We start from the raw sequence: 13585 nt of genomic DNA on the forward strand, positions 1-13585 counted from the left end.
TGGACACCCGGCGCCCGCGCGCTCCGGTGGCGCCGGAGCCGCCGGTGGCACCCGGGGCGGGTGGGGTGGCCGGAAGGCGCTGCTGCGGCCCCCGAGGCGCCGTCGCGCACCACCGTGCGACCGGTGGGCCCGCTTATCATCAGGCGCGCAGTATCGGCGAGTTGACCGCCCAGGCCGGAAGGTTGTCGCATCGTGCTGTTAGAGCCGGAAGGCAAGAGAGTCCCGACGCCCCGTCCCGACGGAGGGCGCGGGCGTCCTCCCTCCGGACCCCTGCCGACGCTCGGTGTCGAGGAGGAGTTCTTCCTCGCCGACCGCGCCACGCGCGCCACGGTCGCGCGGGCGCCCGACGTCATCGCGCGCGCCCGCAAGTCCTTCGGCGAGTACATCGGCGCCGAGCTCTTCACCACCACGGTGGAGACCCGCACCCCGCCCGTCAGCACCCTCGACGACCTCCGGCAGCAGCTCCGCGCGCTGCGCGCGGTCCTGGTGGCCGCCGCCGCCGAGGCCGACTGCCTGGTGGTGGCGTCCGGCACGCCGGTGATCCCGTTCCCCGACCCGCCGGAGATCGCCGACAACGCGCGCTACCGGCACATGGCGGACTACTACGCCCCCCTTGTCGTCGGCGACCGGAACACCGGCGTGTGCGCCTGTCATGTCCATGTAGCAGTGGCCGACCGCGAGGAGGCCGTACAGCTCTGCAACCACTTACGGCCCTGGCTGCCGACACTGCAGGCGCTCGCCGCCAACTCGCCGTTCCAGGACGGCCGGGAGAGCGGATTCGCCGGCTGGCGCACGCTCCATTTCGGTCGATGGCCGCACTCCGGCCCGACACCGCTGTTCCAGGACGCCGCGGCGTACGACACCCTGGTGGACACGCTCGTCGCCTCCGGCATGCTGCTCGACCGGAAACTGGTCTACTGGCACGCCCGCCCCTCCGAACGCTGGCCCACGGTGGAGGTCCGCGTCCCCGACGTCAACGCGGACCTGGACACCGTCGTGCTCCTGGCCGGTCTGACCCGCGCCCTGGCCAGCGTCCTGCTGGTCGACGTCCGCCGGGGCAGACCGGCCCCCGACATCCACGACGCGCTGCTGCGGGCCGCGCACTGGCGCGCCGCCCGCGACGGCGTCTCCGGCTCCGGCCTGGACCTCGCCACCGGCCGCCTGCGGCCCGCCGCGGAACTGGCCGTCGACCTCATCGGCCGGGCCGCGCCGGCCCTGGAGGAGGCCGGCGAGCTGCCCTTCGTCCGGCAGATGTGGCAGCGCCTGCACCGCAGCGGCGGCGGCGCCGAGCGGCAGCGCGCCGCCTACCGCCGGCGCGGCGACCTACGGGACGTCGTCGACCGGCTGAGCCTGGACCTGGCGGCGGACGCCGCGCCCGACCGCCCCTGAACGGCCCGGTGCCGGCGCGGTGGTGACGGCCCGCCCGCTCACCACCGCAGCGCGGTGAAGTCCACCGGCTGCGGGCGCAGCGACCGGGTGCGGTCGGCCAACTCCCGCATCCGCCGCGCCATTTCCTCCTCCGGCAGCCGCCGACGGTCGCCGTGCCCGGGCAGCAGCCACGCGAAGCGCAGCCCCGCCACCGCCCGGTCCAGCGAGGCGGCCAGCTCGGTGATGGAGTACCACGTGACGCTCTCCGCCACCTCGATGTCGCCGGTGGTCCGCGACCAGTAGAAGCTGTCGCCGCTGAAGCAGTACCGCTCGTCCGCGACGTAGAGCACGCTGCCCCGGGTGTGGCCGGGCAGCGGATGGACCACCACGCCCTCGGCGATCTCCATGGGGTCGGTGCCCCGCAGCACCTCGTCGGCGTCCGGCGCCGCCTCCAGGTCCCCTTCGTGGATCCACAGCCGGGCCCCGAACCGGTCGGCGTAGCGGCGGCCGTGCGCGGCGTGGTCCCGGTGCGTGAGCAGCACGTCGGTGACCGCCCCGGCCGCCTCGTAACGCGCGGCCAGCCCCTCGCTGAACCGCGGGGTGTCGATCATCATCTGCGTCCCGCCCGGCCGCCGCAGCAGATACGCGTTGGCCCCCGCGGTGTGCGGCGAGTTGTGCCCGCACAGGTCCACCGCCTCGTCGAGCCGCAACGGGAACGGGTCCAGCTCCGCCGCCACCCGGCCCCCGGTCCACCGCACCGAACGCGTCGGACAGGCGAACGCCACCGCGTGCATCCGCCGCTCCTCCGCCGCCCCGCGCGGCTGCCGGACGACCTCGGACCGGCCGCCGACCTCCCCGATCAGCTCCGGTGCGAGCTGCCGCGCCACATCGCAGTTGGTGCAGCGGTCGTCCACGTACCAGTCGCCCGCGCCGCCGTCTCCCGAGAGTGCCGATCGGTCGTCCTCTGTGGTGTGCACGGTCCGTCCGCCTCCTTGACCCCTGTGCCCTGTCGGGCCTGTTGGTTCCCCCGCTCACGAGGTTCCCCCGGGGCGCCCGGAAAGCGGAAGGGGTACCGGGTCTTGTCCCTGCTGGTCACAGCGTCTCTCACGGCGGACCGTTCGGGCGGCAGCGGAATGTCATAGCCATGACAATCTCGGCCATCCGGCAGGGCCGGCCCCGTGGAGGGGCCCGCCCCGCCCGGACGCGCTACGGCAGCGCCAGCATCCGCTCCAGCGCCAGCTTGGCGAAGTGCTCGGTCTCCTCGTCGACCTGGATGCGGTTGACGACCTTGCCGTCCGCCAGCGACTCCAGCGCCCACACCAGGTGCGGCAGGTCGATGCGGTTCATCGTCGAGCAGAAGCAGACCGTCTTGTCGAGGAAGACGATCTCCTTGTCCTCGGCCGCGAAGCGGTTGGCCAGGCGGCGGACGAGGTTCAGCTCGGTGCCGATGGCCCACTTCGAGCCGGCCGGCGCGGCCTCCAGGGCCTTGATGATGTACTCGGTCGAGCCGACGTGGTCCGCCGCGGCCACGACCTCGTGCTTGCACTCGGGGTGGACCAGGACGTTCACGCCCGGGATGCGCTCGCGCACGTCGTTCACCGAGTCCAGGCTGAAGCGGCCGTGCACCGAGCAGTGGCCGCGCCACAGGATCATCTTCGCCGCCCGCAGCTCCTCGGCGGTCAGTCCGCCGTTCGGCTTGTGCGGGTTGTAGACCACGCAGTCGTCCAGGGACATGCCCAGGTCCCGCACGGCGGTGTTCCGGCCCAGGTGCTGGTCGGGGAGGAACAGCACCTTGCCGGTCGCGGGGTCCACCTGCTCGAAGGCCCACTCCAGCGCCCGCTGGGCGTTGGAGGAGGTGCAGATCGTGCCGCCGTGCCGCCCGGTGAACGCCTTGATGTCCGCCGAGGAGTTCATGTACGAGACCGGCACCACCTGATCGGCGACGCCCGCCTCGGTGAGCACGTCCCAGCACTCGGCGACCTGCTCGGCGGTGGCCATGTCGGCCATCGAGCAGCCTGCGGCCAGGTCGGGGAGGATCACCTGCTGGTCGTCGCCGGTGAGGATGTCGGCCGACTCGGCCATGAAGTGCACACCGCAGAAGACGATGTACTCGGCGTCCGGCCGGGCCGCGGCGTCCCGCGCGAGCTTGAAGGAGTCACCGGTGACGTCCGCGAACTCGATGACCTCGTCGCGCTGGTAGTGGTGCCCGAGGACGAAGACCTTCTCGCCCAGCTTGGCCTTGGCGGCGCGGGCGCGCTCGACCAGGTCCGGGTCGGAGGGCGCCGGCAGGTCACCGGGGCACTCCACGCCGCGCTCGCTCTTCGGGTCGGCCTCGCGGCCGAGGAGGAGCAGCGCCAGCGGGGTCGGCTGGACGTCCAGGGGCTGGGCGGTGGTCACGACACGCACCCTCTCTTCTCTGCGGAATGTCCTTGCGGACGATCTCTGCGGGGACGGCGGGATGCGCTGCGGCACCGCCTTTTCGTCTATTTGACGCTATCTATCATAGCTGGTTCACGTCACTTTGACGATGGCCATAGTGTCGATGTGACGCATCAGCCCCGCGGCCCCGTGGGCGCCCGTGTGCGCCGACGGCCGGCGGCGTTCCGCGGCCGGTGTGCGAGCATGAAGAAAGAGAAGGACAGCTCACGGGCAGCCGGAATTAATCCGGGGCGCCGCCGGTTACAGCTGTTCGCAACCGATGGCAAGCGGTCCGTACAACCCGGGAGAGATGTAGATGAGCGTTCAGGACGAGACCACCGTCAGCGACGGCATCATCCTGTCCGACGCGGCCGCGTCGAAGGTCAAGAGCCTGCTGGAGCAGGAAGGCCGGGAAGACCTCGCGCTGCGGGTGGCGGTCCAGCCCGGCGGCTGCTCCGGTCTGCGTTACCAGCTCTTCTTCGACGAGCGCGCGCTCGACGGCGATGTCGTCAAGGAGTTCGACGGCGTCAAGGTCGTCACCGACCGGATGAGCGCTCCCTACCTGGGCGGCGCCTCGATCGACTTCGTCGACACGATCGAGAAGCAGGGCTTCACGATCGACAACCCGAACGCCACGGGCTCCTGCGCCTGCGGCGACTCCTTCAGCTGACCCGGTCCAGACCCACGGGTCACGACGGGCGAAGGCGGCGCTCCCGGCCGGGAGCGCCGCCTTCGGCGTCTTCACCGTCCTGACTGTCCTGGCTTCACTGTCCTTGCGCGGCGTCCTGGCGCGGCGCCACGGTCCTGCCGGACGAGCCGTCCACGACCTTCCGGCCGTCCAGCGGCTTCTCCAGCGTCACCGTCTTGCTGAAGTCCTTGGCGATCTTCACGCAGATCTGTCCGGGGTGCTCGTCCTTGGCGGTGACCGAGACCCGGACCGTGTCGTCCGACTCCTGCGCGCCGACCTCGTAGGTGCTGCACACCCCGCCCCAGAAGTGGACGGTCAGCTTCCGGCCGCCGTCGGCCACCTCGTAGCCGGACAGCGTCATCGCCGTCGTCCCGGGCGTGGACGGCTTCGGCGCGGGCGGCCGGCTGCCGCGCAGGAACTTCGGGTCCACCGCGGTCCCGGCGATCGTCGAGGTGCTGCCCGCCGTGCCCGCGGCGCCCGGTACGCGCACCGTGTAGAGCCAGGACGGCACCAGCACCTGCCCGCCGTGCGAGTACCGCGTGGCGAGTCCGAAGACCGCGCCGGTCACCTCGGACACCGGCCGGCTGCCGGTCGGCGCCGGCTCGCACGGGGCGATCCCGCCGCCCCCGGGTGCCTTGTCGCCCTTCTGCTGGAACGTGGGCGCGGACGGGCAGTGGGCCAGCGGTCGCATCGTCCGACCGTCGCCGCCCAGCGCGTTCAGGGTCGTGCGGGCGTCCCGGACGGGGTAGCTCGCGCCCTTGACCGGATTGGCCAACTCGCCGCTGCCGCCTATCAGTTGACCGTCCGAACCGACCTGGAGCCGGCTCTGCCAGCCGTACGTCGGCAGCCCACCGATCACCGGATCGGCGGTCACCACCCGCACCGCGGCGTACGTCTGGTGCGCGTCGAGCCGGGCGTCCGGCTGGCCGAGCGCCGCCAGCACCGGCCGGACCGCCTGCCGGGCCTTCGCCTCGGACGCCGGGCCGCTGCCGGCGTTCCCGCTCCCGCCGTCCCCGCCGTCCGCGCCGCCGCGGTAGGAGGGGCAGCCGGGCCGGTCGTCGATCAGCGGGCACTTGGTGCCGTCCCCGCCGCCGTACCGGCTGAAGACCCAGTTCCCCGCGCCGGTCCTGGCGACCCGCAGCGTGGTGCCCCGGCCGTCCGGCCCCGGCGTGCCCACCGTCCACCATGCGCCGTCCGACCGCACGGTTCCGGACACGTCCAGCGCCTTCGCCAGCCGTTCCACGGCGGACCGGTCGACTTCGCCCGCGGGCCGGTACACGGGCGCCGACCGCGGGCCCTCGGGCAGCGTGCCCACCACGTGGTACCGGTCCTGGTGCGGACTCGGCTCGCCGACCGCGATCGACGCGGAGTCCAGTGCCAACGGCGGGGGGTCGCCCTTGGTCGGGCCCGCCTGCCCGGTGCCGCCGGACGCGGACGAGGCCCAGTACGCCGCCCCGCCCCCGGCCACCAGCACCGCGCCGGCCACCGACGCGATCACCAGGGGGGTGCGCCGCCCGCGCCGGGTGGGGCGGGGGGACTGGGGGGTGTCCTGGTTCTGAGGGGTGTCCTCGGTGCTCACCGCTTCGCTCCTTCAGCTCCGCCGGTCGTCTGACGTGCCACCCGGCAGGGTGGACGTCGATGGGACGGAGCGGGGGCGCGGGCGGTTCCCCGCAGGCCGGCCCCCTTGCCCGCCGCCCCGCGCCGGCTGTGATCGCCCTCACAGCCCGGGGTGCCCGGCGGGAGATCGACACCCGCCCGGCGAGCGAAACGCCCTATTATGAGGTGTTTTCGCGCTGTGTCGAGTGTCCAGGAATGAGCAGATGCCGGGACCCCCGCCCGGTAGCGTTGCCCTCCGTCCGCCTACCCCACGCCCTCCGCAGGAGCAGACCCGCCGTGCGTATCGCAGTCTCCGGCTCCATCGCCACCGATCACCTGATGACCTTCCCCGGCCGCTTCGCCGACCAGTTGGTCGCCGATCAGCTGCATACCGTCTCCCTCTCCTTCCTGGTCGACCAGCTCGACGTCCGCCGCGGCGGGGTCGCCCCCAACATCTGCTTCGGCATGGGCCAGCTCGGCATCCGGCCGGTCCTGGTCGGCGCCGCCGGCAACGACTTCGAGGAGTACCGCGCCTGGCTCGACCGGCACGGTGTGGACACCCGCTCGGTGCGCATCTCCGAGGTCCTGCACACCGCCCGCTTCGTCTGCACCACCGACGCCGACCACAACCAGATCGGCTCCTTCTACACCGGCGCCATGAGCGAGGCCCGGCTGATCGAGCTCCAGGCCGTGGCCGACCGGGTCGGCGGCCTGGACCTCGTGCTGATCGGCGCGGACGACCCGGAGGCGATGATCCGGCACACCGAGGAGTGCCGCACCCGCGGGATCCCGTTCGCCGCCGACTTCTCGCAGCAGATCGCCCGGATGGACGGCGAGAACATCCGCACCCTCATGGAGGGCGCCACCTACCTCTTCAACAACGAGTACGAGGCGGGGCTGATCGAGACCAAGACCGGCTGGACCGCCGAGGAGATCCTCGCCAAGGTCGGCACCCGCGTCACCACCCTCGGCTCCAACGGCGTCCGCATCGAGCGGGTGGGCCAGCCGGACATCGAGGTCGGCGTCCCCGAGGAGAAGGTCAAGGCCGACCCGACCGGCGTCGGCGACGCCTTCCGGGCCGGCTTCCTGTCCGGCCTGGCCTGGGGCGTCGGCCTGGAGCGCGCCGCCCAGGTCGGCTGCATGCTGGCCACCCTGGTCATCGAGACCGTCGGCACCCAGGAGTACGAGCTGCACCGCAGCCACTTCATGGACCGCTTCACCAAGGCGTACGGCCACGAGGCCGCCGCCGAGGTCCAGCAGCACCTGCTCTGAACCCCGCCGGGCCCTGCCTCAGACGCGGCGCCGCACCACGTACGCGGCGCCGCGCTCCGCGGGCTCCTCGCCCACGTACTCCTGCTCCCGCATCGCGCACCAGGCGGGGATGTCCTGCCGCGCCGCCGCGTCGTCGGAGAGCACCGTCACCGTGGCGCCGAGGGGCACCTCGCCGATCACCTTCGCCAACTCGATGACCGGAACGGGGCAGCGCCGGCCGAGCGTGTCCACCACCAGCCCGGACGCGGCCGGCTCTGCGGTCGGCTCCCCGGTGCCGGCCGCCCCGCGCGCCGGCTCCTGTGCCGGCACCCCGAACCGCTCCCGCACCGACCGCACCGCCTCCGGCAGCACCGTCAGGAACCGCTCCACGTCCGCCGCCTCCGTGCCGTACGGCAGCGAGACCCGGACGTTCCCCTCCGACAGCACGCCCATCGCGCGCAGCACATGGCTCGGCGTCAGCGTGCTGGACGTACACGACGAACCGGAGGAGACGGAGAAGCCGGCCCGATCCAGCTCGTGCAGCAACGCCTCCCCGTCGACATAGAGACAGGAGAAGGTGACGAGGTGCGGCAGCCGCCGCACCGGATCGCCGACCACCTCCACGTCCGGCACCAGCTCCGGCACCCCGGCACGGATCCGCTCCACCAACCCCCGCAGCCGCGCCGCCTCGTCGGGCCCGCTCTGCGCGGCGGCCCGCAGGGCGCGCAGCGCCGCCGCCGCGGCCACCACCGCCGGAAGGTTGCCGAACCCCGGGCTGCGGCCCGACTCCCGTTCGTCCAGCGGCCCCTGGGGCGCGAACCGGGTCCCCTTGCGGACCACCAGCAGCCCCACCCCGGGCGGCCCGCCCCACTTGTGCGCGCTCGCCGTCAGCACGGACCAGGCACCGGGCACCGGCCCCCACGGCACCGACTGCGCCGCGTCCACCAGCAGCGGCACCCCGGCCTCCCGACAGTGGGCGGCCACCTCCTGCACCGGCTGCTCGGTGCCCACCTCGTGGTTGGCGGACTGCAGGCAGACCAGCGCGGTGCCACCGCCGAGCGCGTCGGCCACCGCGGCCTGCGCCACCCGGCCCGTCCGGTCCACCGGAACCTCCGTCACCGTGCCGCCGGCCGCGGCGTGCACCTCGGCGGCGTGCAGCACCGAGGAGTGCTCGACGGCGGAGTGCACCAGCCGCCGACCGACCCGCCGGCGGGCGGCCAGGACGCCGAACATGCCCGAATGCACCGCATGCGTCCCCGAAGGGGTGAACGTCAGCTCGTCCGGACGGCACCCCACCGCATCGGCGGCGGCCTCCCGCGCCGCGTCCAGCAGCAACCGGGCCCGCCGCCCCTCGCGGTACAGACGCGCCGGGTCGGCCCACCCCTCGTCCAACGCGGCGAGCAGGGCCTCCCGGGCGACGGGATGCAGCGGAGCGGCGGAGGCGGCGTCGAAGTAGGGCACGTACGAGACGGTAGAGCACCGGCCGCCGGGCCGCCGGACGGGTCGCCGGGCGGGCCGTCAGATGCCCGGCGGAGACGGGCGATCGGGGCCCGCCAGGCCCGTCCCGGAAGGGCTCGGCCACCCCTTAGGGGTGCGACGCGGCGCGTTGGGCACCCTCCCCGCGCGACCCCAAATAGCGTCCAGTAGGGTTTGGTCCGCATAAACATCCAAACCCCTGCCCGAAGCAGGGCGGCGACCGACCAGCGAGTAAGGCCGCAGCCGACCGCTCGGGCGAGACTCTCGGGAAGGCGCTACGTGAGTCCCAACGGCTCCGACCGCTCGTCGCGGCGCCCGATGCGGCGGAAGCTGCCGCAGGTGCTTGCTGCGGGCCTGGTCCTGGCGACCGCGACTGGTTGCACATCAAAGGACTTCCCCCGCCTCGGCATGCCAACGCCCGTCACCGACGAGGCGCCGCGGATCCTCTCTCTTTGGCAGGGCTCCTGGGCCGCCGCCCTCGCAACGGGCGTGCTGGTCTGGGGCCTGATCATCTGGAGCGTGATCTTCCACCGTCGTAGCAGGACCAAGGTGGAGGTCCCCGCTCAGACGCGGTACAACATGCCGATCGAGGCGTTGTACACCATTGTCCCGTTCATCATCATCGCGGTGCTCTTCTACTTCACCGCACGTGATGAGAGCGCGCTCCTCAAGACGTCCAAGAAGCCGGACCACGTCATCAACGTCGTGGGCTTCCAGTGGAGCTGGGCGTTCAACTACCTGGAGAACGTGGACGGCAACCCCGCGACCACGAACATCAATTCTCCGGAGCTCGCCGCGATCCCGGACAAGTGGAAGAAGTCCGCGCCCCAGGGTGCGGACGGCGTCTACGACTACGGCACGCCGGCCACGCGCAACCCGCAGACCGGCAACCCGGGCCCGACGCTCTGGCTGCCGAAGGGCGAGACGGTCCAGTTCGTGCTGACCTCGCGGGATGTCATCCACTCCTTCTGGGTGGTGCCGTTCCTGATGAAGCAGGACGTCATCCCGGGCCACACCAACGTCTTCGAGGTGACCCCCAACAAGGAGGGCACCTTCATGGGCAAGTGCGCCGAGCTCTGCGGCGTCGACCACTCCCGGATGCTCTTCAACGTCAAGGTCGTCTCGCCTGCCAAGTACCGGCAGCACCTGAAGGACCTGGCGGCGAAGGGTCAGACCGGATACCTGCCGGCGGGTATCAAGCAGACTGACCACGCCAGGAATGCGGAGACCAAGAACCAGTGAGCATCCTCAACGAACCTCAGGGTGCCGCCGCCGAATCGGCTCCGGCAGCACCACCCGTACGCAAGAAGCAACCCGGTATCGCTGCCGTCAAGTGGCTCACGACCACCGACCACAAGACCATCGGCACGATGTACCTGGTCACGTCGTTCGCGTTCTTCTGCATCGGCGGCCTGATGGCGCTCCTCATGCGCGCCGAGCTGGCCCGTCCGGGTACGCAGATCATGTCGAACGAGCAGTTCAACCAGGCGTTCACGATGCACGGCACGATCATGCTGCTGATGTTCGCGACGCCGTTGTTCGCCGGTTTCGCGAACTGGATCATGCCGCTGCAGATCGGCGCGCCCGACGTGGCGTTCCCGCGGCTGAACATGTTCGCCTACTGGCTCTACCTCTTCGGCTCGCTGATCGCGGTCGCCGGCTTCCTCACCCCGCAGGGCGCGGCGGACTTCGGTTGGTTCGCCTACTCGCCGCTCTCGGACGCGGTGCGTTCGCCGGGCGTCGGCGCGGACATGTGGATCATGGGTCTGGCCTTCTCCGGCTTCGGCACGATCCTCGGTTCGGTCAACTTCATCACCACCATCATCTGCATGCGCGCCCCGGGCATGACGATGTTCCGGATGCCGATCTTCACCTGGAACGTGCTGCTGACCGGTGTGCTGGTCCTGCTCGCCTTCCCGGTGCTGGCCGCCGCGCTGTTCGCCCTGGAGGCGGACCGTAAATTCGGTGCCCATGTCTTCGACGCCGCCAATGGCGGCGCATTGCTCTGGCAACACCTCTTCTGGTTCTTCGGCCATCCAGAGGTGTACATCATCGCCCTGCCGTTCTTCGGCATCATTTCCGAGGTCATTCCGGTCTTCTCGCGGAAGCCGATGTTCGGTTACATCGGTCTGATCGCCGCGACGGTTTCCATTGCCGGTCTTTCGGTGACGGTGTGGGCGCACCACATGTATGTGACGGGCGGCGTGCTGTTGCCGTTCTTCTCCTTCATGACGTTCCTGATCGCCGTTCCGACCGGTGTGAAGTTCTTCAACTGGATCGGCACGATGTGGAAGGGCTCGCTGTCCTTCGAGACGCCGATGCTCTGGGCGATCGGCTTCCTGATCACCTTCACCTTCGGTGGTCTGACCGGCGTCATCCTGGCGTCGCCGCCGATGGACTTCCACATCTCCGACTCGTACTTCGTGGTGGCCCACTTCCACTACGTGGTCTTCGGCACGGTCGTCTTCGCGATGTTCGCCGGATTCCACTTCTGGTGGCCGAAGTTCACCGGCAAGATGCTCGACGAGCGGCTCGGCAAGATCACCTTCTGGACGCTGTTCGTGGGCTTCCACGGCACGTTCCTGGTCCAGCACTGGCTGGGCGCCGAGGGCATGCCCCGCCGCTACGCGGACTACCTCGCCGCCGACGGCTTCACCACGCTGAACACCATCTCCACGATCAGCTCGTTCCTGCTGGGCATGTCGATCCTGCCGTTCCTCTACAACGTCTGGAAGACCGCCAAGTACGGCAAGAAGGTCGGCGTGGACGACCCGTGGGGCTACGGCCGTTCGCTGGAGTGGGCGACGTCCTGCCCGCCGCCGCGGCACAACTTCCTCACCCTGCCGCGCATTCGCTCCGAATCCCCGGCGTTCGATCTGCACCACCCCGAGATCGCGGCGCTGGACGCGCTGCACAACGGTCACGAGGGTGACAAGGCGCTGGCCGGCGGCAAGGAGGCGGGCAAGTGAAGATCCAGGGCAAGATGTTCATCTGGCTGAGCGTCTTCATCCTCGCCATGGCGGTCGTCTACGGCGTGTGGTCGAAGGAGCCGGCCGGTACCACGGCGCTCTTCCTGGCCTTCGGCCTGTGCATCATGGTCGGCTACTACCTGGCCTTCACGGCCCGGCGGGTCGACGCGGGCGCGCAGGACAACGAGGACGCCGAGGTCGCGGACGACGCCGGTGAGCTGGGCTTCTTCAGCCCGCACAGCTGGCAGCCGCTCTCCCTGGCGATCGGTGGCGCACTCGCCTTCCTGGGTGTCGTCTTCGGTTTCTGGCTGCTGTACTTCTCCCTGCCGGTGATCCTCGTGGGTCTCTTCGGCTGGGTCTTCGAGTACTACCACGGCGAGAACCGCACCCAGTAGCACGCTTCACGCGAGCAACGCGGCGGACACGCCGTACGGACGGGCCCGGACACCCCAACAGGTGTCCGGGCCTGACCCGTTTGCAGTCATCCAACGCGCCGCCGAACGGGATACTTCGTACGTTTGGGGCATGAGCCACAGACCTCGAACCCGGACGGTGCTGAGCTGCGGCCTCCTGCTCGTGCCCCTCGCGGTGAGCACCGCCGCGTGCGGGGGCTCGTCGTCGGAACCGCTCTCGGCCAATCCCTACGACGCGTCCGACCAGATATCGACGAACATCCCGGCGGACGGCCGACACAAGGCGGACCCCGACAAGCCGCTTGAGGTCTCCCTCAACGGCGACGATTCCCGGATCACGGATGTGACCGCCACCGACGCGACCGGCCGCTACGTCCACGGCGAACTCAGCGCCGACGGCCGGCGCTGGCGCACCACCGCGCCGCTGGCCGCCGGCACGCGCTACACGGTGCAGGTCAGCACCGAGGAGGAGGACGGCACGCCGGGCCGCAAGACCCTGGTGGTCAACACCAAGGACGCGGACGACCGGCTGACCGTCAAGTTCGGCCCGGAGAGCGGCCAGTACGGCGTCGGCCAGCCGATCACCGCCGAACTCAGCAAGCCCGTCACCGACCCCAAGGCCCGGGCCATCGTCGAGAGCGCCCTGAAGGTCGACTCCTCGCCCCGCGTGGAGGGTTCCTGGCACTGGGTCGACGGCAAGAAACTGCACTTCCGCCCCAAGGAGTACTGGCCCGCCCACGCCACCGTCGCCGTCCACAGCAACCTCGACGGCCTGAAGATCGCCGGCGGGCTCTACGGCGGCCCGGCCAAGCCGATCCGGCTCACCACCGGCGACCGGCTGGAGGCCGTCACCGACGCCGCCGCGCACCAGATGACCGTGCTCCGCAACGGCAAGGCCATCAACACCATCCCGGTCACCACCGGAAAGCCCGGCTTCTCCACCCGCAACGGCGTCAAGGTCGTGCTCGGCAAGGAGAGCTTCGTCCGGATGCGCAGCTCCACCGTGGGCATCGCCTCCGGCAGTTCCGACGCCTACGACCTGCCGGTCCACTGGGCCACCCGGGTCACCTGGAGCGGCGAGTACGTGCACGCCGCGCCCTGGTCGGTCGGCTCCCAGGGGGCCGCCAACGTCAGCCACGGCTGCACCGGCATGTCCACCGGCAACGCCCAGTGGTTCTTCAACACCGTGCGGGTCGGCGACATCGTCAAGGTCGTCAACAGCGGCGGCGCCACCATGACGCCGTTCGACAACGGCTTCGGCGACTGGAACATGCCCTGGAAGGAATGGCGCGCCGGCAGCGCGCTCAAGAACACGGCCCCCACGACCACAGGCGCGGCCGAGCGGGGGCAGAATCCCGCCGCCGACGCCCGGCTGCGCCCGCAGGTCTGAGGGGCGCTCAGCGCCC

Annotated in this window: 11 protein-coding genes; 7 read left to right on the forward strand and 4 right to left on the reverse strand. The window is 71.1% G+C overall.

The features are described from left to right. Window positions 1-192: 192 nt before the first annotated feature. A complete protein-coding gene (locus MOV08_RS29545; RefSeq protein WP_239010163.1) occupies window positions 193-1389 on the forward strand; it encodes a carboxylate-amine ligase in 1197 nt (398 codons plus the stop codon). Window positions 1390-1427: 38 nt separating this feature from the next. Here the strand turns inward: MOV08_RS29545 and MOV08_RS29550 are convergent, their stop codons facing one another. Next, window positions 1428-2345, reverse strand: coding sequence for an MBL fold metallo-hydrolase (locus MOV08_RS29550; protein ID WP_275309531.1), 918 nt, complete (start codon window positions 2343-2345; stop codon window positions 1428-1430). A gap of 229 nt (window positions 2346-2574) precedes the next feature. After that, the gene (gene nadA, locus MOV08_RS29555; RefSeq protein WP_275309532.1) at window positions 2575-3765 is read right to left on the reverse strand and encodes a quinolinate synthase NadA; all 1191 of its coding nucleotides are present in this window, start codon (window positions 3763-3765) and stop codon (window positions 2575-2577) included. A gap of 337 nt (window positions 3766-4102) precedes the next feature. Here nadA and erpA point away from each other — a divergent pair, with 337 nt between their 5' ends. Next, window positions 4103-4456 (forward strand): iron-sulfur cluster insertion protein ErpA, encoded by a 354-nt coding sequence (erpA, locus tag MOV08_RS29560; RefSeq protein ID WP_039637250.1) that lies wholly within the window; start codon window positions 4103-4105, stop codon window positions 4454-4456. Between the two features lie 94 nt (window positions 4457-4550). Here erpA and MOV08_RS29565 read toward each other — a convergent pair whose 3' ends face one another. After that, window positions 4551-6053, reverse strand: a complete 1503-nt coding sequence (locus tag MOV08_RS29565) for a hypothetical protein (RefSeq protein ID WP_275309533.1) — start codon at window positions 6051-6053, stop codon at window positions 4551-4553. Between the two features lie 314 nt (window positions 6054-6367). Between MOV08_RS29565 and MOV08_RS29570 the strand changes: the two genes are divergently transcribed. Further along, window positions 6368-7342, forward strand: a complete 975-nt coding sequence (locus MOV08_RS29570) for a carbohydrate kinase family protein (protein ID WP_039637254.1) — start codon at window positions 6368-6370, stop codon at window positions 7340-7342. Between the two features lie 18 nt (window positions 7343-7360). Here MOV08_RS29570 and MOV08_RS29575 read toward each other — a convergent pair whose 3' ends face one another. Continuing rightward, window positions 7361-8782, reverse strand: coding sequence for a cysteine desulfurase/sulfurtransferase TusA family protein (locus MOV08_RS29575; RefSeq protein WP_275309534.1), 1422 nt, complete (start codon window positions 8780-8782; stop codon window positions 7361-7363). 294 nt (window positions 8783-9076) lie between these two features. Between MOV08_RS29575 and ctaC the strand changes: the two genes are divergently transcribed. From ctaC to MOV08_RS29595, 4 genes are all read left to right on the forward strand, one after another. Beyond that, entirely contained in the window at window positions 9077-10039 is a 963-nt protein-coding gene (gene ctaC, locus MOV08_RS29580; protein ID WP_073447803.1) for an aa3-type cytochrome oxidase subunit II, read from the forward strand. Further along, window positions 10036-11766: an aa3-type cytochrome oxidase subunit I gene (ctaD, locus tag MOV08_RS29585; protein WP_039637260.1), complete on the forward strand. Its 1731-nt coding sequence runs from the start codon at window positions 10036-10038 to the stop codon at window positions 11764-11766. Before ctaC ends, ctaD begins: the two co-directional genes overlap by 4 nt. Then, on the forward strand, window positions 11763-12161 hold the full coding sequence (locus tag MOV08_RS29590; RefSeq protein ID WP_018536636.1) for a cytochrome c oxidase subunit 4: 399 nt from the start codon (window positions 11763-11765) through the stop codon (window positions 12159-12161). The genes ctaD and MOV08_RS29590 overlap by 4 nt, the downstream gene beginning before the upstream one ends. A 130-nt stretch (window positions 12162-12291) precedes the next feature. Then, complete coding sequence (locus tag MOV08_RS29595) at window positions 12292-13569, forward strand: L,D-transpeptidase (protein ID WP_239010164.1); 1278 nt, start codon at window positions 12292-12294, stop codon at window positions 13567-13569. Window positions 13570-13585: the final 16 nt, after the last annotated feature.

Origin of the sequence: Streptomyces yunnanensis (assembly GCF_029011865.1) — a bacterium.
Taxonomy (GTDB): domain Bacteria; phylum Actinomycetota; class Actinomycetes; order Streptomycetales; family Streptomycetaceae; genus Streptomyces; species Streptomyces yunnanensis.

Excerpts from the sequence above, each read along its gene's own strand:
- erpA (WP_039637250.1), top strand. The coding sequence starts at position 4,103 with ATGAGCGTTCAGGACGAGACCACCGTCAGCGACGGCATCATCCTGTCC.
- MOV08_RS29595 (WP_239010164.1), top strand. The coding sequence starts at position 12,292 with ATGAGCCACAGACCTCGAACCCGGACGGTGCTGAGCTGCGGCCTCCTG.